Annotated in this window: 35 protein-coding genes; 3 read left to right on the top strand and 32 right to left on the bottom strand. The window is 38.8% G+C overall.

Annotated elements, in window-relative coordinates; all coding sequences use genetic code 11:
• The 13 genes from IGJ05_RS12955 to IGJ05_RS12895 all read right to left on the bottom strand — a co-directional run bounded on the left by IGJ05_RS12955 (position 1) and on the right by IGJ05_RS12895 (position 8,529).
• On the bottom strand, positions 1-1,452 hold the full coding sequence (locus IGJ05_RS12955) for an amidase (protein ID WP_266166980.1): 1,452 nt from the start codon (positions 1,450-1,452) through the stop codon (positions 1-3).
• Positions 1,453-1,711: 259 nt separating this feature from the next.
• Positions 1,712-2,554, bottom strand: coding sequence for a DUF368 domain-containing protein (locus IGJ05_RS12950; RefSeq protein WP_015510213.1), 843 nt, complete (start codon positions 2,552-2,554; stop codon positions 1,712-1,714).
• A gap of 122 nt (positions 2,555-2,676) precedes the next feature.
• Complete coding sequence (locus IGJ05_RS12945) at positions 2,677-3,186, bottom strand: GNAT family N-acetyltransferase (protein ID WP_015510214.1); 510 nt, start codon at positions 3,184-3,186, stop codon at positions 2,677-2,679.
• Between the two features lie 113 nt (positions 3,187-3,299).
• On the bottom strand, positions 3,300-3,926 hold the full coding sequence (locus tag IGJ05_RS12940; protein WP_081116341.1) for a glycosyltransferase family 32 protein: 627 nt from the start codon (positions 3,924-3,926) through the stop codon (positions 3,300-3,302).
• A 171-nt stretch (positions 3,927-4,097) separates the two neighbouring features.
• Complete coding sequence (locus IGJ05_RS12935; protein WP_010749842.1) at positions 4,098-5,201, bottom strand: alpha-hydroxy-acid oxidizing protein; 1,104 nt, start codon at positions 5,199-5,201, stop codon at positions 4,098-4,100.
• A gap of 145 nt (positions 5,202-5,346) precedes the next feature.
• Positions 5,347-5,769 carry an NUDIX hydrolase gene (locus IGJ05_RS12930; protein ID WP_179135445.1) on the bottom strand — a complete coding sequence of 141 codons (423 nt, stop codon included), beginning with the start codon at positions 5,767-5,769 and terminating at the stop codon, positions 5,347-5,349.
• A 283-nt stretch (positions 5,770-6,052) separates the two neighbouring features.
• Positions 6,053-6,571, bottom strand: a complete 519-nt coding sequence (locus tag IGJ05_RS12925) for an HdeD family acid-resistance protein (protein ID WP_266166978.1) — start codon at positions 6,569-6,571, stop codon at positions 6,053-6,055.
• Between the two features lie 112 nt (positions 6,572-6,683).
• Entirely contained in the window at positions 6,684-6,824 is a 141-nt protein-coding gene (locus IGJ05_RS12920) for a hypothetical protein (RefSeq protein ID WP_266166977.1), read from the bottom strand.
• An 11-nt stretch (positions 6,825-6,835) separates the two neighbouring features.
• Complete coding sequence (locus tag IGJ05_RS12915) at positions 6,836-7,018, bottom strand: hypothetical protein (RefSeq protein ID WP_148394749.1); 183 nt, start codon at positions 7,016-7,018, stop codon at positions 6,836-6,838.
• 2 nt (positions 7,019-7,020) lie between these two features.
• Positions 7,021-7,599: a hypothetical protein gene (locus IGJ05_RS12910; protein ID WP_266166976.1), complete on the bottom strand. Its 579-nt coding sequence runs from the start codon at positions 7,597-7,599 to the stop codon at positions 7,021-7,023.
• Positions 7,586-7,780, bottom strand: a complete 195-nt coding sequence (locus IGJ05_RS12905; RefSeq protein ID WP_266166975.1) for a hypothetical protein — start codon at positions 7,778-7,780, stop codon at positions 7,586-7,588. Before IGJ05_RS12905 ends, IGJ05_RS12910 begins: the two co-directional genes overlap by 14 nt.
• Positions 7,777-8,157 (bottom strand): hypothetical protein, encoded by a 381-nt coding sequence (locus IGJ05_RS12900; protein WP_266166974.1) that lies wholly within the window; start codon positions 8,155-8,157, stop codon positions 7,777-7,779. The genes IGJ05_RS12905 and IGJ05_RS12900 overlap by 4 nt, the downstream gene beginning before the upstream one ends.
• A gap of 6 nt (positions 8,158-8,163) precedes the next feature.
• Positions 8,164-8,529, bottom strand: coding sequence for a phage replication protein (locus IGJ05_RS12895; protein ID WP_266166973.1), 366 nt, complete (start codon positions 8,527-8,529; stop codon positions 8,164-8,166).
• 320 nt (positions 8,530-8,849) lie between these two features.
• Here IGJ05_RS12895 and IGJ05_RS12890 point away from each other — a divergent pair, with 320 nt between their 5' ends.
• A complete protein-coding gene (locus IGJ05_RS12890; RefSeq protein ID WP_069001973.1) occupies positions 8,850-10,037 on the top strand; it encodes an IS110 family transposase in 1,188 nt (395 codons plus the stop codon).
• 254 nt (positions 10,038-10,291) lie between these two features.
• Here IGJ05_RS12890 and IGJ05_RS12885 read toward each other — a convergent pair whose 3' ends face one another.
• The 15 genes from IGJ05_RS12885 to IGJ05_RS12815 all read right to left on the bottom strand — a co-directional run bounded on the left by IGJ05_RS12885 (position 10,292) and on the right by IGJ05_RS12815 (position 16,748).
• A complete protein-coding gene (locus IGJ05_RS12885) occupies positions 10,292-10,582 on the bottom strand; it encodes a hypothetical protein (protein ID WP_266166601.1) in 291 nt (96 codons plus the stop codon).
• A 154-nt stretch (positions 10,583-10,736) separates the two neighbouring features.
• A complete protein-coding gene (locus tag IGJ05_RS12880) occupies positions 10,737-10,928 on the bottom strand; it encodes a hypothetical protein (RefSeq protein WP_266166602.1) in 192 nt (63 codons plus the stop codon).
• 206 nt (positions 10,929-11,134) lie between these two features.
• Positions 11,135-11,731: a hypothetical protein gene (locus IGJ05_RS12875; RefSeq protein WP_266166603.1), complete on the bottom strand. Its 597-nt coding sequence runs from the start codon at positions 11,729-11,731 to the stop codon at positions 11,135-11,137.
• Between the two features lies 1 nt (position 11,732).
• Positions 11,733-12,191: a hypothetical protein gene (locus IGJ05_RS12870; protein ID WP_266166604.1), complete on the bottom strand. Its 459-nt coding sequence runs from the start codon at positions 12,189-12,191 to the stop codon at positions 11,733-11,735.
• Positions 12,192-12,482: 291 nt separating this feature from the next.
• Positions 12,483-12,623, bottom strand: a complete 141-nt coding sequence (locus IGJ05_RS12865) for a hypothetical protein (protein WP_010749676.1) — start codon at positions 12,621-12,623, stop codon at positions 12,483-12,485.
• 12 nt (positions 12,624-12,635) lie between these two features.
• A complete protein-coding gene (locus IGJ05_RS12860; RefSeq protein WP_266166605.1) occupies positions 12,636-12,965 on the bottom strand; it encodes a hypothetical protein in 330 nt (109 codons plus the stop codon).
• 20 nt (positions 12,966-12,985) lie between these two features.
• On the bottom strand, positions 12,986-13,246 hold the full coding sequence (locus IGJ05_RS12855) for a hypothetical protein (protein WP_266166606.1): 261 nt from the start codon (positions 13,244-13,246) through the stop codon (positions 12,986-12,988).
• Between the two features lie 106 nt (positions 13,247-13,352).
• On the bottom strand, positions 13,353-14,153 hold the full coding sequence (locus tag IGJ05_RS12850) for a replication initiator protein A (RefSeq protein WP_266166607.1): 801 nt from the start codon (positions 14,151-14,153) through the stop codon (positions 13,353-13,355).
• Positions 14,143-14,391 carry a hypothetical protein gene (locus tag IGJ05_RS12845; RefSeq protein WP_266166608.1) on the bottom strand — a complete coding sequence of 83 codons (249 nt, stop codon included), beginning with the start codon at positions 14,389-14,391 and terminating at the stop codon, positions 14,143-14,145. The genes IGJ05_RS12850 and IGJ05_RS12845 overlap by 11 nt, the downstream gene beginning before the upstream one ends.
• Positions 14,388-14,762 (bottom strand): hypothetical protein, encoded by a 375-nt coding sequence (locus IGJ05_RS12840; RefSeq protein ID WP_266166609.1) that lies wholly within the window; start codon positions 14,760-14,762, stop codon positions 14,388-14,390. Before IGJ05_RS12840 ends, IGJ05_RS12845 begins: the two co-directional genes overlap by 4 nt.
• Positions 14,762-14,920: a hypothetical protein gene (locus tag IGJ05_RS12835; protein WP_197080481.1), complete on the bottom strand. Its 159-nt coding sequence runs from the start codon at positions 14,918-14,920 to the stop codon at positions 14,762-14,764. Before IGJ05_RS12835 ends, IGJ05_RS12840 begins: the two co-directional genes overlap by 1 nt.
• 147 nt (positions 14,921-15,067) lie before the next feature.
• Positions 15,068-15,247, bottom strand: a complete 180-nt coding sequence (locus IGJ05_RS12830) for a hypothetical protein (RefSeq protein WP_311954554.1) — start codon at positions 15,245-15,247, stop codon at positions 15,068-15,070.
• 19 nt (positions 15,248-15,266) lie between these two features.
• A complete protein-coding gene (locus IGJ05_RS12825) occupies positions 15,267-15,944 on the bottom strand; it encodes a Rha family transcriptional regulator (protein WP_266166610.1) in 678 nt (225 codons plus the stop codon).
• A gap of 143 nt (positions 15,945-16,087) precedes the next feature.
• Positions 16,088-16,393, bottom strand: coding sequence for a hypothetical protein (locus tag IGJ05_RS12820; protein ID WP_266166611.1), 306 nt, complete (start codon positions 16,391-16,393; stop codon positions 16,088-16,090).
• A gap of 76 nt (positions 16,394-16,469) precedes the next feature.
• Positions 16,470-16,748 (bottom strand): helix-turn-helix domain-containing protein, encoded by a 279-nt coding sequence (locus IGJ05_RS12815; protein ID WP_266166612.1) that lies wholly within the window; start codon positions 16,746-16,748, stop codon positions 16,470-16,472.
• Positions 16,749-16,899: 151 nt separating this feature from the next.
• Here IGJ05_RS12815 and IGJ05_RS12810 point away from each other — a divergent pair, with 151 nt between their 5' ends.
• Both IGJ05_RS12810 and IGJ05_RS12805 read left to right on the top strand, forming a co-directional pair.
• Positions 16,900-17,499, top strand: a complete 600-nt coding sequence (locus IGJ05_RS12810) for a helix-turn-helix domain-containing protein (RefSeq protein WP_266166613.1) — start codon at positions 16,900-16,902, stop codon at positions 17,497-17,499.
• Positions 17,500-17,549: 50 nt separating this feature from the next.
• On the top strand, positions 17,550-18,695 hold the full coding sequence (locus IGJ05_RS12805; protein WP_438725271.1) for a tyrosine-type recombinase/integrase: 1,146 nt from the start codon (positions 17,550-17,552) through the stop codon (positions 18,693-18,695).
• Between the two features lie 80 nt (positions 18,696-18,775).
• On the opposite strand, the gene IGJ05_RS12800 is transcribed toward IGJ05_RS12805, so the two are convergent.
• The 4 genes from IGJ05_RS12800 to IGJ05_RS12785 all read right to left on the bottom strand — a co-directional run bounded on the left by IGJ05_RS12800 (position 18,776) and on the right by IGJ05_RS12785 (position 20,771).
• Complete coding sequence (locus IGJ05_RS12800; protein ID WP_081116091.1) at positions 18,776-19,075, bottom strand: DUF1292 domain-containing protein; 300 nt, start codon at positions 19,073-19,075, stop codon at positions 18,776-18,778.
• A 22-nt stretch (positions 19,076-19,097) separates the two neighbouring features.
• Positions 19,098-19,529, bottom strand: a complete 432-nt coding sequence (gene ruvX / locus IGJ05_RS12795; RefSeq protein WP_081116090.1) for a Holliday junction resolvase RuvX — start codon at positions 19,527-19,529, stop codon at positions 19,098-19,100.
• The gene (locus IGJ05_RS12790; protein WP_005228556.1) at positions 19,529-19,795 is read right to left on the bottom strand and encodes an IreB family regulatory phosphoprotein; all 267 of its coding nucleotides are present in this window, start codon (positions 19,793-19,795) and stop codon (positions 19,529-19,531) included. The genes ruvX and IGJ05_RS12790 overlap by 1 nt, the downstream gene beginning before the upstream one ends.
• A 145-nt stretch (positions 19,796-19,940) precedes the next feature.
• Positions 19,941-20,771, bottom strand: coding sequence for a TIGR03943 family putative permease subunit (locus IGJ05_RS12785; protein WP_005228555.1), 831 nt, complete (start codon positions 20,769-20,771; stop codon positions 19,941-19,943).
• Positions 20,772-20,773 lie beyond the last annotated feature (2 nt).

Here is a 20,773-nt window from a genome sequence, read left to right as displayed (position 1 = left end):
TTAGTCTCCTTGTTTTGGCAACAGAAATCGTTGCTGTGTTTCAAATAAATAGCCGACTTGGAAAAGTAGATCTTCTCTGCCTTTAGACGCCATAAATTGGATCCCTAGCGGCAACCCTTCCTCACTAAGAGCAGTTGGCAAGCTGATGGCTGGCTGCCCCGTTAAGTTGGCTAATTGAGTGTAAGGTGTCAGAGCATAGCTCTTGGCAAACATTTCTTCGATCAACTCACCCGCAGCACTTTTTCCAAGCGATTCGATCTCATGCAGTCTTTGGCGAATGCTATCGCTTTGTAAGTCTTCCTCGATCAAAGGGGCTGGAAAAGCCGTCGTCGGTGTTAAAAAGAGATCATAGGTCGAAAAGACTTCTTCCATTTTTTCTGCCAATTGATCCCACCACTGCAAGGCAAGGACGTAATCGGCGGCAGGCAGTTTTTTGCCATATTGGTAAAGTGCCCAGGTCATCAATTCCATCTCTTCCCGTCTGACCGGTACTTGACGAGCAGCATTGATCTCAGCAAACATCGCAGCTGTTTCGCCGCCATTCATGGCGTAATAGGTGGTCATCATTTGCTGACCATCCACTGGATAGCCCACTTCAACGACTTCATGCCCCTGCTTTTCTAAAAATGCGGCTGCACTTCGGACTGCTTGGATGGCAGTTTCAGACACTTGGCCACCGGTCGGCGATGCGGTAGTAAAAGCAACCTTCAACCGCGGTTTTTGACTCGCTTGCCGATGATGCCATTCTACTTGCGGTGCCTGATAAGGGGCTGTCGGCTGTGACGTCCGCAACGCATAAAACAACTGTTCCGTATCACGCATGGAAAGCGTCAACGCAAAGTTGATGGAAGCGCCTTGCCAGCTGCGCCATTCACTAGGACCCACTGGCATCGTACCACGGGTTGGCTTCAAACCAATCAATCCGCTAAAGGATGCTGGAATGCGGATCGATCCGCCGCCATCACTGGCACCCGCAATCGGAAACATCCCCGAAGCCACTGCCGCTGCCGCACCACCACTGGAACCACCAGCTGAATAGGCAGGATTCCACGGATTACGTGTAGGCCCATATAATGTTGGATCAGTAATATTTTTGAATCCAAATTCTGGTGCATTGGTTTGCCCTAACGGCACAAAGCCTGCCTCTTCTAAACGAGAGACAAAATGAGCCGTGCGGCTGGCTCGTGCATTTGCAAACAGTTTGGCTCCTGACGTTGCTGGCCACCCTGCTTTGGTTTGGCCGAGTATTTTTAACGACATGGGTTGTCCCCCAAAAACCGTTTTTTGAAGATGCTGCTCGTAATGCTGGATCGCTGCTTGCGGATCAAATGTTACAAGCGCATTCAAAAGCGGATTTTGTTGATTGACTTTTTCTTCGATCATCGCCACCCGCTCTGCAAAACTGATTTGTCTTTGCCGTAATTGTTCCGCCCAATAGGTCGCATCTTGCATGCTTGCCCCTCCTTTTTCTCAAAACCCCAAACAATTATCTAAACTGTAACACATGGTAAATTCTTCTTTATATAGACTACAATATACCAAACACTAGGAAATCTTTCAACAAAAATAGAACAGTTTTTAAACCTGTATTATATCGTTATCAAACATTCCCATATTTTTTACTACCAGCTGTCGACCAACGCTTCTTCTTAGCTGCCCGAATCATTACCTAACAAAAACGGCACATCGCCAAACGATGTGCCGTTTTGATTTACTTGTATTTTTCTTCCAGCTTGCTCATCCAAAGACCTAACCAAGCCCCCAAGACAAACAAGATAATTCCGATGACGGCCGTTACCCAAGTAAAGCCGCTATAGTTTGCCACCGGAGGAATCACGATCAATATCGTTGAGGCAATAACGATCCCTAAAATGAAGTGATAGACTTTTGAATGATAATGGGTCAATAGCCACTCCATCAATTTCGAAAACAGCAGCATCACTGCCAAGCCGCCAATGGCGATCGGTAGAAAGACCCCCATGATGTCAAAGCTCTTAAAGCCTTTCAACATCGGATCATAAAGGCCCAGAACGAGCAAAAGGTTTGAAGGACTCAAGCCGGGAACCAAAACACCTAACGCGATCAGACCGCCGGCGATCACAAAACCAATGAAATTGGCAGGGATCGTTCCTAAGATATCGCCCATAAAATAGAGGAACAAGAAGCCGATGACCATACTGCCGAAGAACCAAAGCAGGTCGCCGGTTGTCCGTTTGCTTTTTAAAGTCGATTCTTTAGCAAGTGCTGGTAACGTCCCAATAATTGCCCCCGCAAAGCCCCACAAAACGATGATTTGATAGTTTTGCAGCAGCCACTCTAATGGCTTTGATAAAAGCCCGATCCCTACGATTCCCCCGATCCCTACTGGCAGGAAAAAGAGGAGATTCTCTTTAAAATTCTTCGTCAGATGTGCCATAAAGCGCAGCATCCGCTCATAAATGCCTAAGATGGCTGCCAATACGCCACCTGAAACACCAGGCAAGATAAAGCCCAAGGCAATCACCACGCCTTTAAGAAAACGTGACAAAATACTTTCGTTTCTCTGTTTTTCCATTTACAATTGCTCTCCTTAGCGATGGTTTTCACCAATCGTTCTTTTTTCATCAATCCCTTTAACTATACTTGATTGCCAAAAAAATGGAAAGTAATTTCTAATTCCTCATACAAAGGCAGATTTCAAAGTTCTTTCAGCATCAAGAAATCCGTCTGCTCATCATCCCCCATAAAAAAGGAGTGACTGCCAACTCTTTCAAAGCCCATCGTATGATAAAAAGCCAACGCATTGTCGTTAAATTCCCAAACGCCTAACCAGATCGACTTTTTCTGCAGCTCTTTGGCGGTCTCTTGAGCAAACAGCAGCAGTGTTTTGCCATAGCCTCTGCGCTTATGTTCTTTTTTGATATAGATTCGTTCAATTTCTAACCCCTCTGGGGCAATCGCTTCCGTTTGCGCCTCACCCCAGTTAAGTTTGATATATCCTACGGTTTGATCATTTTCTTGTAAAAAATAAAACGCCGACTGCGGATTTTCTAACTCTCGGGTCAGTTTCGGCAGATTGTAGGCTTCTTCTAGATAGATACGAGTATTTTCCTCCGTATTGAAAGGAGCAAATGTATCGTAATAGGTGGATACGCTGATTTCTCCCAATTCTTCTAAATCTGCCAAAGTACATCGTTTGATAGCCATCAAAACGCCTCCTCATTTTTTCAAGCTATTCTATCACATCTCCATCATCCCTTGCAAAAGCAAAAAGGACGGACAGCTTTCCCCACTGTCCGTCCTTTCATAGACTTACTCTTTTATAACCAAGAGCCAGAAAACTGATGGATCACCATCGTACTCGGATCTTCCTCGACCTCACCAGTGATATAGCTTTTTGGTGAAAACGTCATTTGCGGGAAGATTTCTACACCCTTAACGGTTTGTCGTTGATTATTCAATTCTAATCCGTGGTTTTGCAACAGTTCCGTCACTCGGATCACATTGGTGACAACATCTTCCGTTTTTTCTGCCCGGACAAATTTTCGGTCATCGTAATCGTGGTACCATTCTTCCATAAAGGGATGATGCGGCATCGCTCCAATGATCCCCGTAGAAATCTTGGTTTCGATCTCAAAGCCCATAAATGCCTCCAGTGTCAAGAGCTCATCTAAAGGTTTGACCACCTCGATATCGGTATCCATATAAATACCGCCTTCTGTCACTAACGCATACAAACGAACCACATCTGACACAAAGGCCCATTCTTCTTGGTCATAGGCCTCTTTTAGATAAGGACCGAATTTTGAAAGGTCGATCGTTGATTCATCCCAACGTTTGATCTCATAATCCGGACAATATTTTTTCCAGGTATCCATGTATTTCTTTTCTTGTTCACCTAATGGATTGCCGCCAAACCAGCAATAATGAATAATTTTTGGAATCATCAATCTCTCTCCTTTAGTTTATTGGTCTCTTTTAAGTGTAGCTGATTTTGCAATTGTTTCAAAATCATATACACTTTTTTCAGCGAAAGCAGTTGCTCCTGGGCATGATCAGAAAAATCCATTAAAAAAAGCACCAGAATCAGCGATTCTAGCGCCTTTTTGAGGGATTACTTATAAATAGCGATTGTCCCGTAAAACGGCTTTTTTAATATCTGCCACCGTTTGCGTCCCCGCAAGCTGCATGACCATCTCCAATTCTTTTTTGAAGAAATCAAAGACTTGTTGAACACCAGTGGCACCACCTAGGGCCAACCCATAGATCACTGGGCGGCCGATCGCCACTAGATCTGCTCCGCAAGCAATCGCTTTAAAGACATGCTGTCCTCGCCGTACCCCGCTATCAAAGACGATCGGCGCCCGACCTGCCACTGCTTCAGCCACGATCTGCAAGGAATCAAAGGAAGCTGGACCACCATCCAATTGGCGTCCCCCGTGATTTGAGACCCAAATCCCTTGTGCACCTGCCCCTAAAGCTCGTTCCACATCTTCTTCTGATTGCACCCCTTTGACATAAACTGGCAAGTCAGATTCTTTGGCGATAAAAGCGACATCCTGGGGACTTAATTTTTGTTTTGAGGAGCCGTAAACGGCATCCATCGTTTGTCCGATCCCTGATTGATAGGCCTGAACGATCGGCATTGCCAACGGAAAGGTGAAGCCATTGCGGCGATCCGTTTCTCGATTGCCCCCAACAGTTGCATCCGCGGTCAAAACGATCGCTTTGGCGCCATTGCGTTTTGCCATCGCCAAGATGTCTTTATTGATGCCATCGTCTTTACTCATATAAAATTGGAACCACTGCGGCGCTTCTTGGCCACCAGCTGCTCGGATTTCTTCCAACGTGCAAGAGGCATATGAACTCGCTGTATAGATCGTGCCAAAACGTGAAACACCTTTGGCTGACGCTTGTTCTGCCGCAACATTTGCTAAGCCGTGGGCGGCAACAGGCGCCATAATGATTGGCGCTGACAACGTATCACCGCCAAAGGACAACGTTGTGTCCGGTAATTCAATGTCCTTTAAGACATGAGGAATGATCAATTTGTGATTGAAGGCGCGTTCATTTTCTTGATATGTAAAAATATCCCCCGCACCACTGCTGATATAGCCATACCCACCTTTAGGAATCACTTCCTCTGCCGCGATCTCCAAATCGCGCATATTGATAAAATCGATTGCTCCTTCTGCGGTACTTGCTTGATAGATTTTTTCCATGCCTTTCCCTACTCTCCAATAAGATAACGTTTACATTTTCATCCTACCCCTGATTGCAGGATCACGCAACTCATTCGCTCACTCCTACTCAACACGCTGCTTTTACTTTTCCACTCAAGACAGCCATCCATTTGATTTGGCGGAATTATTTTTTTGTTCGTACGAAATATTCTGCCAATAACAACGGCTGAATCGTTGGATATGTCCAGTTGGCAGGCGACTCTGCCATTACATAGATTGCTTCGATCTCTGAGGTCAATTCATCCTGCAAATCCGTGATCTGGGCTTCAAACACCAAGCCGTAATCGATCTCCCCGTTTTTTTCTACACCATAGATAAATAACGGTTCTAGGGTAAAGTGCTTGGCGCCTGTTTCTTCTTTTAATTCACGGGTAGCACACTCTGTGATGCTTTCTCCTAGTTCTCGCTTGCCTCCAGGGATCTCCAATGTGTCTCGTTCTTTGTGTTTGACATAGACGAACTTTTCTTGGTACTTGCTGATGATCACGGCAAAAACTAGCTGCTCTTCTGCAATCTTTTCAAGCTCGAATATCGTTACGTTACTCATTTTCCTCATTCCTTTCAAAAAAGCAGACATGCTTCTAAAATAAACAGTCGTTAAATCAAAAAAAGTGCTGATCCCTTATGGAAAGGGTCAGCACTTGCAACTTATTACTCTTCTTCTTCCGCCATGAATGACGTTTGAATTTCAACGAATTACAAAGCCTATTATTATAGTAACAATTTTATGATTATCAGTAACTTTACATCATACAAACTCATATTTAATCAATGATTTGTGGGTCACTGTGTGGGTCAATAAAACTCATTGCGCTTGGGGAGTATTTTTTTTAAAATGCAAATACGATTAAAGAAATACCGATCATCATTAAATAAAAACCTACTAAAAAGGCCAAAGTAAATGCTGAAACGATAGGATTAAAGAATAGCATAACCCCCAAAATAATTCCGATAATATTTAAAATGACTACAAACCAGTAATAACCTTTGCTAGCACTTTTAAAAATATCTGCCTCTGCCAAATTGATAATAGAATCTACAATAAACCAGATTGCAAAAATAAATGGTAACGCTAGCAGTCCAATTTCTACGTTAAAGAACAAGAAAATACCAATGATTAAATCAAAAATACCCAACACGATTAATAAAGTTGATTTTTGATTTGTAAATTCATGTAATTTACGTCTGAAAAATAGTTCAAAAACCCCTTTAATAATAGCCAGTATTGCGAATAAATAAACAATTGCTGCTAAACTACCTGTTACATCTTGAAAGGCAAATAAAGAAACCAATACAAACAATACGCCCATTAAAAAATAAGGCCAACTAAAGTTACTTCTTTTTTCCATTTTAAATCACCCTTTCTATGTTTGAATTAAGTATATCGCTTATCAAGAAATAATGAAAACAATAACACAAAAAAAGCCACTCTCTATTAAAAGAAAGCGACTTTATTTGTATTTAAAATGCTAGATTGATTTCTGAATCTTGCCCCCTAGCTTGCGATATATCGTCAACAAACGCTGAAAATTGTTGATTGCCTAAGCGAATGTTGAACGTAGCCGATTGTTTAGCATCTTTCAAATTGTATTGGTAGGTCATTTACTCACTCCTTATTTTATGATTCTGTTGGCTCTAGCTAATTCAGAAACAGATACTTTTTTCTCGTTTTTTTGTTGCGGTTCTTCTTTGTATTTCTCGGCGATCTTGTCAAAACTATTTACAATTTTTTTAGAAAAATCATCTCCACTTTCTAAAATTGCTTTTCTCAATCCGTTATACATTTCTTCATACATAGTTAAATCGCTCCCTCACTTTTTAATTGTTTTCTGGCTTCATCAAACGTTGCACTACTTAAATTTCTAAAAAGTGAGTAAGGCTTTTGATATAATTCATTTCTGAAATTTTTGTTTAGTTCGTACAAATCAACTAAGCGGCTATATTCTGAACTTTCGCTTGTAATATCAACGCTTTTTAAACTTTCTTGACGTTCTGCTTCTCGTACTTTCGCTCTTAAAGTTTCAGTATTTAAAATCAATTCTTTAACTTCTGCTACACGATCATCAAAAATAGTTTGCATATCATGTTTTAGTACTTCCAATGCCTTTTGCTGCAGTCCTTGAGTAAAAAGAGATTGTAAGCCTTGTAGCTTCTGCTTACTCATGTTGATTGATTTCTTAGCTTTCTCCTGTAGGTCATAATTTTTTTCAAGCTGTGGATCATCAAAGTTTTTAGCTAAGATTTTTTGATACTCGGTTTTTAAATCAGATAGTTCCTTACTTTTTTTATCAATCGTAGTTTCTAGTTCATTTTTACGTGCATTAAGCTGCGCTTTTTCCTCATAAAATTCTGGTAACATTAATTTAATTGTTGTCATATCCATTCTCCTTTTCTGCTATATCGTCAATAATAATAACCGTATCGCTAGGCAAGCTATTAAAATCAAATTCTTTCGCTTCTCGATCAGTAATAAATACCGGTTTCTGTTTCTGGCGTTCACGTTTTCTTTTTAACTGATCTAACTTCTTTCTTTGTGTTCGTATTGTATAAATGTTCATGATCTGTACTCCTCATACATCTTTTCGATAGTCATATCAGATACATAACTATTCTTGCTGTATTCTCTCAATACTAGGTGTTTTAAAGGCTCTTTGACTTGTTCCGGTGTAATCACATTAAACTCATTACTACCGCTCTCTATGGTCGTTTTAACGGCAAATAAATACAACTCAACGGCAAGCAATGCTTCAAACTCGCTAGAATATTTCAGTTTCATCTTTTGCTTTAGCTTTTCGACTTCACTTCTTACATTCAATCCATTCACTTCCTTTTTAGGGACTCCGATTACACTTCTTTTCTTATTAAAAACCAATACAAGCGACTGTACCGCCTTTTTTAAGGACTCATAAATCTCATGATAGGTCGTATATGTCATTTTTCGTCATTCTTCTAACTGCTCTTTGATTTTCTCCACTTCCTCGGCTAAATCGTCCAGTTCAAACGCTCTATATGCCACATCTAACACATTCTTAGCACTAGATACTCTTGACGCTGCCGGCGCTTCCGTATTGTTCATGACTTCTTTTAATACGTCAACGGCTTCAACTGCTGCTTGTTGTAATTGTGTTGTGACTTGCTGCATAGCGTCACGCCTTAAACCACGATACTTTTCTAGAAATACTGGGTCTTTCAAATACTTGTAACCTGTGGGGCGTGTGATATTTGATTTCTTACACGCTTCATCAACCGTCAACGAACCTAGCAAGGCATTTAAGAAACGCTCTTGTCTGATATTTAACTCTGTCATTGAGTAACCTCCTTGTATATTAGAGTTAGGGTTTTAACCTTCCGGTTTTGATTGGATAACCCTATGAACCATCGTTATTTTAATTTGGTATTAACTCATTCATTTTGAGATAATATATTTATTGGATTGAGAGGCTATGCCGTTGCCTCCTTGAGTTTTGAAGCTCGTAATCGAAAGACTGGCACCTCTCTCTGATAAGTGGATTACGTATGAGTTAGATGTTGAAAGTTTTTGCTTTACTCCGTATCTCGTACAAGGTAGTGACGCTTTTCAGTTGAGCGGGTTTCAATCCAAAATATTTTTTTAGAAAGGTCAAATGTATGTACTTCTTAGGAATTGATATCGGCAAGCGAACTCACGTGGCTTCTTTAATGAGTGAAGAAGGTAAAGTGATCCTAAAAGGTTTTTCTTTCCCTAACACTACTGAAGGAGCTGATTCCCTGATTGAGCGGCTTTCAAAATATTCAGAGACTCCCGCTGACTTTATTGTCGGAATGGAAGCTACGGGTCATTATTGGCTCTCCATCTTTTCATACCTCCACGAATCAGACTTTTTGATTCACGTTGTGAATCCTCTTCAAACCGATGGCTGGCGCAAAGGAACAGAAATCAGAAAACGAAAAAATGATATTATTGATTCTGTTTTGATTGCTGACTTGATGCGTTATGGTTCCTTTGTAGAAACAGTATTGTCTGATGAAAATGTTTTTTCGTTAAAACAACTTTCACGTTACCGAACCTATTTAGTAGGTACCGCAAGCGACTTCAAACGAAAAATCATAGCTGTACTAGATCAAGTGTTTCCTGAATATGCATCAATTTTTTCTAAACAAGGTATTTTCGGAAAAGCGTCTAAAGAGTTATTGCTTGAGTTTAGTTCTCCTATAGAGCTAGAAGAAATTTCGGCAGAAACGTTGGCTCAATACTTAGCTGAGTTAAGCAGGAACCGAATAAAGCCAGAGAAAGCAGATCAATTGAAGCAAGCAGCTTCTAACTCCTTTGGAGTGAAATTTGCTCAAGAAGCTTTTACATTTCAATTACGCTCCATGATTGAACAATTGAAATTCATCGAAAGCCAAGTAAAAGAAACTGAAAAAGAAATTAAGCGCATAATGAGTAATTTAGACTCTGTTATTCTCACAATCCCTGGAATCGGCCCTATAAATGGCGCGACAATTCTTGGTGAAATTGGAGACATTCGCAAATTTTCTAATCCGAAAAAACTGGTTGCTTATGCTGGCATAGACGCGTCTGTGTCCCAATCTGGGCAATACGAAGCAACACATAATGTTATGAGCAAGCGTGGATCTCCATACTTACGAAAAGCCTTGTTTTCAGCTGCTCTAGTTGCTTCTCGATGTGATCCTGTTTTTCGCGCGTTTTATCAGAAAAAAATTTCTGAGGGAAAGCATCATCTGACGGCCTTAGGTGCTGTTTCTCGTAAGCTTTGTTATGTGATTCATGCTATTTTAACTAAAAATGAACCTTATAAGATTGTTTCCGATTAGCTATTGAACAATCAAAAAAATCTAATAGTGAAAGGTCTATTTGTTGTACTCATTTTTTGGACTTAACTGTTATAAAATATTTTTTTGATTTAGCTAATTTTCACTTGACTCTATATAGTTAGTCTTTCTATTTCCATTGATAGACACAATACGCTCCATTGGTGGCTTAAAGCCATACTTGAAACATATTGCCGTTTCTATCTCGTATATTTCATCTAGCGCTTTTTCTTGTATGCTTTCGCTTGCATTACCATTTAAAAGGCTCTCACGTTCGTTTCTAGGCAATGTATCAATGAACCGGATAAATACTTTTGTTTATCCTTTAAGCGCTTGATACGTTCGTCAATCAGTTCACACGCCACCACATTATCAGACACAATATACTCAATCTTAGGCGCTTTGGTGTGCATACCTAGTTCATCATAAACAACATGAGTAGCTAGGGTTTGATTGTATATAGATAGGCGTGTTTCTCGTTTGCGCTGCTCCAGTTCGTCAATGATTGCCGTAATGTTCAAATATCGCTCCAAATCAAACTCATTCATGCGCTCCCTCCCAAACTGTTAAGATTTCCATGTAAACGTAAAAAAAGGTATAGACCACTACCAAAACTGATAATGTATCTATACCCTCTATTATTCATAGTCAGATATCTGCTTATTTAACTATACTCATTATACCATATTTTAAGCAAAACTGCTATCTAATCATGCTCTTTTTCGTTGTTTTATCAACGTTTTCTGACGTTTTTAACTCAACAAAATCTAGTTTCATATCCATTCTTGAATTAACCAGTTTACCGTCCTGTATAGCTAGTTCAATTTTGCAATAATCAGATACATTTACAAGCGATCTTTTACCATTATCATCTACAAAGATTAGTTTACTCATTCATTCCCTCCTCTAATTCGCACAAACATTAATTGTTCGCTGTCCTGTACCATTTTCTCTAATTCTGGCGGTAAGGTCATTGTTCCTTTTGTCGTGTCCTCTACTGTCATGCTTGATTCGCTCCTTTGATTTTTTCTTTGAGTTTACTTACTACTGTTTTCTTAGGTTCTTACGAGTATCAGGATCTAACCCATTTATGTTCATTGTTACCTAGCATTAAATGACACATATCGATAGCCGCCCTCACCTTCAGAAGGTCCTTTTTCCAGTCGCAGTCCTCGCACCAAGGCTTCTCCATCTGTTGATCCTCGTGAGAACCGTTTCGCCTGTGTCTTGTTTGCTGTGAAAACTATGTTGTCTGCATTCAAACAGTTATCGGCTGTCTTGTGGTAATCTTTCAAGTACAAGCTACCTAAACGCAATACGTAGCGTTCTAATTGTTCTAGATCACTTGTAGTTAGTTGTTTACCAACGCGGCTTATAACGGCTTGTAGTCGTTTTTCAGCACTCACTCGTTCCCTAGTGTAATCTGCTACCCTCATGCCTTTTCTTTCTGCAATGACCTTGTCAGAATCGGGTGTATACTTAGAAAAGTCATCGATCAGGTAATAGAAATTTGTTCCTTTATCTGTTTCATAGTATTTTTCATATAGTACCTGTACATCTTCTTTTGATAGCTGCTTCAATGACGCAAACAGTATTCTTGCAGTTTCTTGCATATTGCCGGACAATTCGTCACGATGCTTCACGATTGCTTTCCATTGAGTTAAGTACCATTTTGGACGTATTGTATACCAGCCCATCTTATCCAAACACCTCCGCCATTAGTGCAATATTCGAAAATAAATCGTCCGTTAGTTCAACCCTTTCTTGCGGCACTTCCCATTCATATCTGAACGCCATAGCTGTTTCTATCTCGTATATTTCATCGAGTGCTTTCTGTTTCAACGATGGGCTTTCGACCCCTTTTAAAAGGCTCTCACGTTCAGATACAGGCAATTCATCTAAGAAGTGCATAAAATGCTTGTGCCTAAATTTCCACCGCTCTATCCGCTTGACAATGAGCATACACGCTTCTACGTTATCTGCTACTAAATAATCAATCTTGGGAGCTTTTGCATGGATAGCAATTTCATCATAGGCAATTCCTGTGCATAGGCTTTGGCAATAAAGTTCTTGCCTGATTAATCGTTTTTCTTGTTCCAGCTTTCTGATATAAGCCTCTATGTTCAAATAGCGGTTTAAATTGTATTCACTATCCATGCTTCCCTCCTAAAAAACAGTATTCTATTATGTTGCGGCTTTGATCGTTGGTCTAGCTTGGGATTGTCATCATCTAGGACGGCTTTTTCAGCAACCGCAGTATACAGTTTTCAAAGGACAACTAATAATAAAAAACGGACACGAGACGTCTGCCATATTACTGGCTTTTTTCGTCTCATATCCGTTGGTTCTTCCTAATCAGATATTATTATCAAGTTGTCTTTATTATACCATATTTGAGCGATAAAATCTTTATAAAACGTTGATATATCAGCTTTTAAAACACTTTTTTCACTCTAATTTATTTGTTGTTTTCGTCTCATATCTGACTACTTGACCATCTTTTACGATCAGGATAATTTCCCCATATTTAGGTAACTCGATACCCACTGTTTTTGTTTGTTTATCAATATATACTTTATCCATACTCATTGTTCATTCTCCTTATTTTGCAATTTTTAATGACTCTTGCCAGTTTTTTAGATCTGCTTGTTCAATATTCGTGATTGTTTGTTCCATACTCTTAAATTGGTTTCTAAACGCTTTAAGACCAATAGTCCGTTCGTCTTCATTAGTAGCAATGAACATGCCGCCTTCATATCCTCTGACAGAAACAATAGGCACTCCTTTTGCTCGCAGCATTTGAATAACTGCTTTTACGTCTCGTTCGTCCAGATCAATAATAGAGCATATATCTGGTACTTTGATTTTCCTTTCAAAACCTCTCGGAATTAATTCAAGTACCGATTGTTCAATAATCGTAAGTTCTTCCATTACATGCCTCCGCTCATTTTTTAATTTTCCTCAAACATTGGATAGTCATTTGGATAGAGATTATGACTTTTGAAATCTAGATCGTTTCTTGTGGCCAGCTTGATAATATAACCAGTTTTTTTAAACGGTGAATGTGGGTTAGTGCAATGGGCCACCCTATGCCCATCTTTTTTTCCATGAAAATGCCATTTAAAACAATATGGACACCAAACTGCATATTGTGATCCTTTTTCATAAGCTAGTAAAATTGGATACGTTCTTTCCCTCTTGTTAGTTCTCATAAAGTTCACTCCATTCGTTTCTTTTATTATTGACTAATGTTTTTTCTGAGTTACTTGTCTGGACATTGTCTTAATATTGTCTGGACAATGTACTATACACCTCTTTCTAAAGTATCATTCCAGCTATCACACCAGCTTCTTCAGTACCTGCAAAAAACCTATTTATATTGCCATCACCATAGTTTTCCTCTTCAAAATATCGTTCGATTAATTCTCTCCAATCCCATGTTTCTAAATAATCCATATATCTGATCATTACTTCTATCTTCGTAAGTTGTTTATGGCTTATTCTGGGATGAAACTTTTGTAGAGTATCACGATATTTTTCAGAATATCCAACATTTACATTAATGACTTGTTCAGTTTGTTCATCGTTAAAGTTCAATCCTTTAATTATAGATTTATAATCATGAATGAAATAAGTAGTCGCGTTCTCTTTTTTCTCGGAAAAAGAGTTATCCTTGTCGTCGTCAAGGTTATTGTTTTTTTCAGTATTATTAATCTCAGTATCATTAGGTCGGATATATTCCGACTCTTGAATCGGAGAATCTCCGATTCCGTAATTTATCTTACATACATATATCTTGTTAGGTTTATTCAACCCTTGTCGTTCTTCCTTGATCAAATCAGCCTTGATCAACTCTTTAAATGCGTTCGTCACTGGCTTGTCTGACAAATTAAGCATCTCTCCTACATGCTTCCTAGTAAATAGCAAGAAAACTTGCCCATATTCGTCAATCCAATTATTCGTTCTTGATAATTCCTTTCTATCTAGCAAGAACGAGTAAATCATTTTTGCACTTATGGATAAGCCTTTATAGGATTCATTAATAAAAAGCTCTTTGGGCAATTGATAGAATCGGTGTGAGTTTTCTTCCGCTACTGTATAGACATTTTCATACTTCATTTGCGCCCTCCTTGTGTGGATAGAGCGCATCAGAGACAGCTTGTATTTGCCCTCGGACACTTTCTAAGGCCTCACCTATTTCGTCAAGCACTCCAGTTCCCAATTGTTTGTTTAAAGAAAATGTATCTTCAGTTACTCGTGAATATTCGATATTCTCGATAAGACGCTCAATAATTTTCAAATCATTTACTCTTGATGCAAGATTTTGCGAACAGACTAACAAATTTTTATCCTTCATTTGGCTACCTCCATTAGTTGTAACTGCTCGAGTTCATACTTTAGCCCCTCACAGACGAATTTAGCTCCTTTTAATTGGTTTTGATACTTCGCCCATGTATTAAAAGTTCTCGCTCGTGCTTCGCTTAAACTCGTTCTAAGCAGCCATTCTTTGAGGATAGCTTCTTTTAATTCATGAATTTCTCTAGTAATCAATCTATGCTCAGCATGCCTTTTCAGCACGTATAATATTTCTAATTTTTCATTGAAGTGTTCACCTAGCAAGGTTTTGCCTAAGCAACTTTCTAGCTCATTGATTCCCGATTCAATTTCTCCTAATTGGAATCCATCTATAGCGTTCAAGACTTCTGAATTGAAATTTCCAAATGCCATCACTCAACACCTCCGAAGTTCATCTTGTAGTCGTACTCGTCATACTGCATGAATAGATTGACTAAACAAGGTGCAATGATCAGCAGTTTTACTAGCGGAGAAACAGCTGCGCCAATCATAAAAATAGTAACCAAAAATGTAATTCTTCTGTTTTTCATCGTCTTCGCTCCATTTTTCTTTGATTTTTTTTCGAATCTGTTATAATGGAGAAAAGAATATAGGTATAATACCTACTTGTTTGCCTTTTGCTGATTCTCGTCAAAGAATTGTACAGCATGGGCTTTTTTCTTTTCTCCAATCATTATTTAAACCTCTCTTTCGGCAATTTCCTTAGCTTGTAGCATTAATTCAAAAGCCTGGTCGAAGGTTTCTTTGTTAGTGATATCTTCGATCATATTATCTGAACAACTTTCCAACGCATCACCATCTTGAATAGATTGTAATTTTGCGATGATTTCTCTTTTCAACTCGTGGAATCGCTCCATCTCAATCACCATCCTTTATTTAAACCGCTTCTTTTTCACTTACAAGCATTTTGAGCGTTGTTTGATAAATCACACCATTGTTTTCAAGAACAGCTTTAATCTGATCGTATGACATGCCTAGTGTAACCATAGTTGCAATTTGGTTTTCTCTCTCATTAATTGCTTCCAGTTCTTCTTTTGAAAGGTAGTCCATTAGCGACGAGTTTCTAGCCACATTCCGCGCTTTCTTGATTTGTGTTGCATTAAACCCTATAGCTGACTTGTAGCATAGATTTGTATAATGTTTGTAGAAATGAGGCGATAAATCCGCTTTTTTTATGGCATCAGTCATAGATACGCGAACTTGCTTACCAGCACTTCGTAAGGCCTGCCGAGATAATTGTTCGTGCTTCATAGCGAAGAATTGTTTCACTAACTCTTTTTTGAATGCTCTTACTGGTTCGGTATTATCCAAGTACGTTATGAGCAGTGTTGCTTGTTCCTCATTTAAGCGATAGATTTTTCTCGGTCTACCTCTATCGTCTAATTTATGGATTTCAAATCCAATAATTCCGAATTCTTCTAAATCTTTTGCATAGTCTCTGATTAACCGAGTTACAGAATGATGAGCGACTTCTGCATGATCCGCAATAATTCTACTTGTTGTAAAAGGTTCTTCGTTCATGTTGTCCGATTCCAAAAATACTAACTCGTTCATTGATCCACCTCCAAATATTCGAAATGATTTGAATTCATTCTTCCATTTAATGGACAAATGCCAATTCGTTCATTAATTGAACGAATCTATTTGTGCATTTGATGCACGAATTTAGCTTGTAAACCACTAAATAGATATCAACTTCATTCCAAATCAATTCCTAACAAGTCTGCTAGCGTTTCTACAATTGCATATACTTGATACTGAAGATCCCCAATCTCAAAATCATCGTCGAACTTCGCTTCCGTCAATTCGTACAATTCTCTTAGAAGGCTTGTAGCGGTCGGTGCTTCAGGCATTAACTTTTGATATTCCATCTGCTCATTCATAGCGTTATAGACTTCTGTCAAAGTTTGGCCATCGATATTTGCCAACTCTTTTGCCGCTTCCTTTGAAATGACTTCTCGTAAAACTTTTTCGATTGCTTGATTTTGTGTGATTTCACTCATTTTTTATTCCTCCTAATTTCAAACCATTTTGCAACGGACGACTAACTCATTCTGTATGCTCCCCAAGCGTAGTGAGTTATTTTTTGTTTTGTGCTAAAAAATCATCTACATCTTTTTGATCTACTCGGACAATTCCGTCAACTGTAATCAACGGTAAGCCGGCTCTTACGAACTTCTGAAACGTGTTAAAGCTACAACCGATATACTCTGACGCTTGCGCTTTAGTCATGTAACGTGGTAACTCTTGACGCTTTGTGCTAACTTGATTAGCTTCTTGAATTGCTGCAGCGATTCTTTCAACGATTGGTTGAAATGCTGGGTCTGCTAATTCTAATGAATTAATTTTCAATTCCATTTGCATTCCTCCTTTTAGTCACTTTATGCAACTTCAAATCATTTAATTAAGAGTCACTTTGCGTAACTCCGTATACATAAGGTATCATGTATGATAAAATAAATCAAGTCACTTTGTACAACTTTTTGAAATGAATTGATATCGAAAGTAGGTGTTTATTATAAATAACGTCGATAAAGAAGCTGTCGGGCAGCGTATTAAGTCTTTGAGAGCAAAAAAAGGATTAACTATGGAAAAATTTGGAGAATTATTCCAGCCTCCGGCAAGCAAAAGTATTGTTTCTAGGTGGGAACGTGGGAAAACATTGCCTAGTAGCGAACGAATTAAAAAAATTTCTGAAATATACGGTATATCAACCTACTATATATTATATGGTAAAAAAACTTTTGAGGATCTATCTCAAGATTCTTCTGATTTACAGAATAAAGTGAAAGAAATTGATGTAAATAATCCAGAAGCTTCCGTAGATTTACTTAATTTTCTTGCTAGTTCTATTGAAAATTCAAATACTGAGTTTATATTAGAAAAAATAGCAAATATGGATTTAAATAATCTTAGCTCTAGTAAAATTCAGTTATTAAAAAGGACTCTGGAATTAATAGAAAGCGATATTGATAAAGAATTTATATATTCTATGAATAGATTTTTGAAGATAATTATAGAATTTACTGATTACGGAAAAAAAGTTTCTCCATTAGATAAAAAAATCTTAATTAATGAATTAGAAACTCTAAAGGATATTTTGATCTAACTCCTCCTAATATGCTCCCCAAGCGTAGTAACTGGAGGGAAAACAATATTATGGCTACTTTTAAGCAATACGACACTAAGCAAGGTAAAAAATGGTTATTCAAGGTCTATCTAGGTATAGACGCTGCAACTGGTAAACGTATCGAAACGACTAGACGAAACTTTCCGACAAAAAAAGCCGCTCAATTAGAATTAAGCCGGCTACAAGTTGAGTTTGAGAAGAACGGTTTGCAACAAGATACTAAACAAACGTTTAAAGAGGTATATGATTTGTGGCTTGAAATCTATCAAACGACTGTGAAAGAAGTAACATTCATTAAAACTAAAATCAAGTTTGATAAGTGGATATTACCAAAGTATGGCAAGATGAAAATAAAAGATATTGATGTGGCTACCGCTCAAAAAATTGTCAATCACTGGGCAAAGACTACCGATCAGTATAGAGTGCTACACTCTAGCGCTAGTCGTGTGTTAAAATATGCTATTAATCTAGGCATGATAGACCGTAACCCACTAGAGTATGTTCTAATGCCTAAACGTATCAAAGAAGCGCCACGAACTGAAAAAATCAAGGTATATACTAAGCAAGAATTAAAAGAGTTGTTCCACTACTTAGACAATACCAAACCAAGCTATAACAACGATTTTAACAATGTACTGCTCCGCTTCTTGATTTATAGTGGCTGCCGTATCAGTGAAGCTCTAGCGCTTAATTGGTCGGATATTGATTTCAATAATCAAACGGTCACAATCAATAAGACACTAAGCCAAACGAAAAACGGTTATAAGGTATCTACAACTAAAACGGCTGCAAGTAATGCTACTTTGATTCTAGACGCTACAACGATCAATAAACTAAAGAAATGGCAAATAGACCAAAGAAAATATATGCTGACTTTGGGCATTACTGAACCAACTTCAATTTTTTGTGGTATCTATAAACAGACTATAACCCACCATGCAATCTATGCACGTTTAATCACGATTGCCAAAGAAGCTAATGTACCATTCTTGGGAGTGCATTCCACAAGACACACACACGCTTCTCTTTTACTGGATAGCGGCGCAACAATGAAAGAAGTTCAAGAACGTTCACGGCATACAAAAATTTCTCAAACGCTAGATGTTTACGGTCACTTAGCTAAAGAAACCAAAGAAAAAACGGTTGAGAAACTTGTAAAACACTTAGATTTATAGTAAATGTGGGTCAATATGTGGGTCAGAAAACAAATAAAAAAGGAGAAACCCTTTTGTATCAAGGTTTCTCCTACTTATTTTTATTCTTCTTCTTCCGCCATGAATGTGTTGAAGACTTCTTCAATCATATCCCATTCTGCTTCTGTTTCGATCTGTTCTAATTCACCTTCAGAACCGTCTTCGTTTTCAATATAAGCGTACGCTTGTAATTCAACGTCTTCTTCTTCTGGTACGCCTGCTGGATAAAGCAAGACGTAGTTGCGGCCGAATTCTTCCGTACCGTCAACCGTTAATAGAATTTCGTATAAGGTTTCATTTCCTTGATCATCGATTAAAGTAATGTGTTCATGTCCTTCATGATCGTGTGTATGTTCTGACATTTATTTTCCTCTTTTCTGTAAATTAAAACAGCTGTTTCCCAGCACCGTCTAAATAATTCTGCAAAATCATGACTGCTGCTAATTTATCAATCACTTTTTTTCGTTTGGCACGCGATGTATTCGCCTGTTCTACCAGCATTCGTTCTGCTTGAACGGTCGTCAGACGTTCGTCTTGGTAAACGACCGGCAAACCGAATTGCTTTTCGATCGCTGCGCCGTAAGCCATAGAAGCTTCCGCTCTAGGTCCGATCGTATTATTCATATTTTTAGGTAGTCCTACCACAAAACGTGAGACTTCATATTCTTTCACCAATTCAGCAAGTCGATCATAACCGAAATTGCCTTCATCTTCATTGATGCGAATGATCTCGATCCCTTGTGCTGTCCAGCCCATTGGGTCACTGACCGCCACGCCGACTGTCCGCGAACCAACATCCAATCCCATGATTCTCATTATAGGTTGATCCCGTGATTGCCTAAATAATAACGGATCAGAACTTCCATGATCTCATCCCGTTCGTGACGACGAATCAAATTCCGGGCATCCCGATAACGAGGAATGTAAGCCGGGTCGCCAGAAAGGAGATAACCGACGATTTGATTGATCGGATTGTATCCTTTTTCCTCTAATGCTCGGTAGACGATAGCTAATGTTTCGCTGACTTCTTTTTTACGGCTATCATCAAAATCAAAGCGAACTGTTTCATCTGTAAAACCCATTTCACGACACCTCTCTTTTGTATAGATTTTAGCATATGTTCCTACTATATTGTACTAAACGTTTGATAAAACTACAAACATATGCTTAGATTTTCTCCATTATAACAAAGGTTTATGATGTTTTTATGAACTTTCTTAAAAAAAGCTAGAAAGCGCGATAGACATACTGGTTTTCTGGTGCTTCAATCGTCTTCTCTTGGTCTGCTACCACCATCGGCAAGTCCCGTTTGAAGGGTTGATAGTACTTCGATTGGATCGTCCCTTCCACGTGGAGCCACTGGTTATTTTCTGCCGTTGTTTGTTGCGGTAATTCCACTCGCAAGCCAAAAACGCCTGAATCAGCCACACAATGGATAATGCCAAAACGAAACAAAAAGATTTCATTGGCATCATCTTGATCTGCATGGTACACAAATCCATCATAGGTGATTTTCTTGCCAATAAATTCGCTCGGGTACGTATAGATCAACTCCATGACTTCCAAGTAATTCTCTTCCGTTACCGCAATCGTCTCATCTTTGGCGTAACGTGCCAATGCTGCATCCATCTGAGTGTCATAATCTTCTTTGTTAAAATAAAGACTTGTATCGGGTTTCAGATATTGGGTCGTCATTTCTGGATCCCCCACAGATTCTTCACTTAGGGGGAAATTAAACCCTTTTGCTTCAACGATCGTCGTATCCAAGCTAACGGTGGGGAAAAAGAGACCCACGATGATCGGTAAGGCTAATAGAAAATACGCAATCACTCGTTGGTGTTTTTTCTCCAATCCATGCTGGTGCTCATCGTCATGATGATGCTCGGGCTCTTGTTTGACCCAAAAATACAGCTGGACCAAAGCCAATAATAAAGAAATGATCATGGATAAAATAGCGAGATAGCGATAATGAATGTTGATAAACTGATTGAGTTTGCCCGTCACTTGCAAATACATCATCAATTCAAAATAGCCTGATAAGATCAAAAAACGAACCATTC

Source organism: Enterococcus sp. AZ167, from assembly GCF_051714025.1.
Classification (GTDB): Bacteria; Bacillota; Bacilli; order Lactobacillales; family Enterococcaceae; genus Enterococcus_D; species Enterococcus_D casseliflavus.
The sequence above is the reverse complement of the archived record's forward strand: the minus strand, read 5'-3'. Positions and strand labels throughout refer to the sequence as shown.

Bases quoted from the DNA above. Each gene is read 5' to 3' on its own strand.
- IGJ05_RS12955 (WP_266166980.1), bottom strand. From the start codon at position 1,452: ATGCAAGATGCGACCTATTGGGCGGAACAATTACGGCAAAGACAAATC.
- IGJ05_RS12950 (WP_015510213.1), bottom strand. From the start codon at position 2,554: ATGGAAAAACAGAGAAACGAAAGTATTTTGTCACGTTTTCTTAAAGGC.
- IGJ05_RS12945 (WP_015510214.1), bottom strand. From the start codon at position 3,186: ATGGCTATCAAACGATGTACTTTGGCAGATTTAGAAGAATTGGGAGAA.
- IGJ05_RS12940 (WP_081116341.1), bottom strand. From the start codon at position 3,926: ATGATTCCAAAAATTATTCATTATTGCTGGTTTGGCGGCAATCCATTA.
- IGJ05_RS12935 (WP_010749842.1), bottom strand. From the start codon at position 5,201: ATGGAAAAAATCTATCAAGCAAGTACCGCAGAAGGAGCAATCGATTTT.
- IGJ05_RS12930 (WP_179135445.1), bottom strand. From the start codon at position 5,769: ATGAGTAACGTAACGATATTCGAGCTTGAAAAGATTGCAGAAGAGCAG.
- IGJ05_RS12925 (WP_266166978.1), bottom strand. From the start codon at position 6,571: ATGGAAAAAAGAAGTAACTTTAGTTGGCCTTATTTTTTAATGGGCGTA.
- IGJ05_RS12920 (WP_266166977.1), bottom strand. From the start codon at position 6,824: ATGACCTACCAATACAATTTGAAAGATGCTAAACAATCGGCTACGTTC.
- IGJ05_RS12915 (WP_148394749.1), bottom strand. From the start codon at position 7,018: ATGTATGAAGAAATGTATAACGGATTGAGAAAAGCAATTTTAGAAAGT.
- IGJ05_RS12910 (WP_266166976.1), bottom strand. From the start codon at position 7,599: ATGACAACAATTAAATTAATGTTACCAGAATTTTATGAGGAAAAAGCG.
- IGJ05_RS12905 (WP_266166975.1), bottom strand. From the start codon at position 7,780: ATGAACATTTATACAATACGAACACAAAGAAAGAAGTTAGATCAGTTA.
- IGJ05_RS12900 (WP_266166974.1), bottom strand. From the start codon at position 8,157: ATGACATATACGACCTATCATGAGATTTATGAGTCCTTAAAAAAGGCG.
- IGJ05_RS12895 (WP_266166973.1), bottom strand. From the start codon at position 8,529: ATGACAGAGTTAAATATCAGACAAGAGCGTTTCTTAAATGCCTTGCTA.
- IGJ05_RS12890 (WP_069001973.1), top strand. From the start codon at position 8,850: ATGTACTTCTTAGGAATTGATATCGGCAAGCGAACTCACGTGGCTTCT.
- IGJ05_RS12885 (WP_266166601.1), bottom strand. From the start codon at position 10,582: ATGAATGAGTTTGATTTGGAGCGATATTTGAACATTACGGCAATCATT.
- IGJ05_RS12880 (WP_266166602.1), bottom strand. From the start codon at position 10,928: ATGAGTAAACTAATCTTTGTAGATGATAATGGTAAAAGATCGCTTGTA.
- IGJ05_RS12875 (WP_266166603.1), bottom strand. From the start codon at position 11,731: ATGGGCTGGTATACAATACGTCCAAAATGGTACTTAACTCAATGGAAA.
- IGJ05_RS12870 (WP_266166604.1), bottom strand. From the start codon at position 12,191: ATGGATAGTGAATACAATTTAAACCGCTATTTGAACATAGAGGCTTAT.
- IGJ05_RS12865 (WP_010749676.1), bottom strand. From the start codon at position 12,623: ATGAGTATGGATAAAGTATATATTGATAAACAAACAAAAACAGTGGGT.
- IGJ05_RS12860 (WP_266166605.1), bottom strand. From the start codon at position 12,965: ATGGAAGAACTTACGATTATTGAACAATCGGTACTTGAATTAATTCCG.
- IGJ05_RS12855 (WP_266166606.1), bottom strand. From the start codon at position 13,246: ATGAGAACTAACAAGAGGGAAAGAACGTATCCAATTTTACTAGCTTAT.
- IGJ05_RS12850 (WP_266166607.1), bottom strand. From the start codon at position 14,153: ATGAAGTATGAAAATGTCTATACAGTAGCGGAAGAAAACTCACACCGA.
- IGJ05_RS12845 (WP_266166608.1), bottom strand. From the start codon at position 14,391: ATGAAGGATAAAAATTTGTTAGTCTGTTCGCAAAATCTTGCATCAAGA.
- IGJ05_RS12840 (WP_266166609.1), bottom strand. From the start codon at position 14,762: ATGGCATTTGGAAATTTCAATTCAGAAGTCTTGAACGCTATAGATGGA.
- IGJ05_RS12835 (WP_197080481.1), bottom strand. From the start codon at position 14,920: ATGAAAAACAGAAGAATTACATTTTTGGTTACTATTTTTATGATTGGC.
- IGJ05_RS12830 (WP_311954554.1), bottom strand. From the start codon at position 15,247: ATGGAGCGATTCCACGAGTTGAAAAGAGAAATCATCGCAAAATTACAA.
- IGJ05_RS12825 (WP_266166610.1), bottom strand. From the start codon at position 15,944: ATGAACGAGTTAGTATTTTTGGAATCGGACAACATGAACGAAGAACCT.
- IGJ05_RS12820 (WP_266166611.1), bottom strand. From the start codon at position 16,393: ATGAGTGAAATCACACAAAATCAAGCAATCGAAAAAGTTTTACGAGAA.
- IGJ05_RS12815 (WP_266166612.1), bottom strand. From the start codon at position 16,748: ATGGAATTGAAAATTAATTCATTAGAATTAGCAGACCCAGCATTTCAA.
- IGJ05_RS12805 (WP_438725271.1), top strand. From the start codon at position 17,550: ATGGCTACTTTTAAGCAATACGACACTAAGCAAGGTAAAAAATGGTTA.
- IGJ05_RS12800 (WP_081116091.1), bottom strand. From the start codon at position 19,075: ATGTCAGAACATACACACGATCATGAAGGACATGAACACATTACTTTA.
- ruvX (WP_081116090.1), bottom strand. From the start codon at position 19,529: ATGAGAATCATGGGATTGGATGTTGGTTCGCGGACAGTCGGCGTGGCG.
- IGJ05_RS12790 (WP_005228556.1), bottom strand. From the start codon at position 19,795: ATGGGTTTTACAGATGAAACAGTTCGCTTTGATTTTGATGATAGCCGT.
- IGJ05_RS12785 (WP_005228555.1), bottom strand. From the start codon at position 20,771: ATGGTTCGTTTTTTGATCTTATCAGGCTATTTTGAATTGATGATGTAT.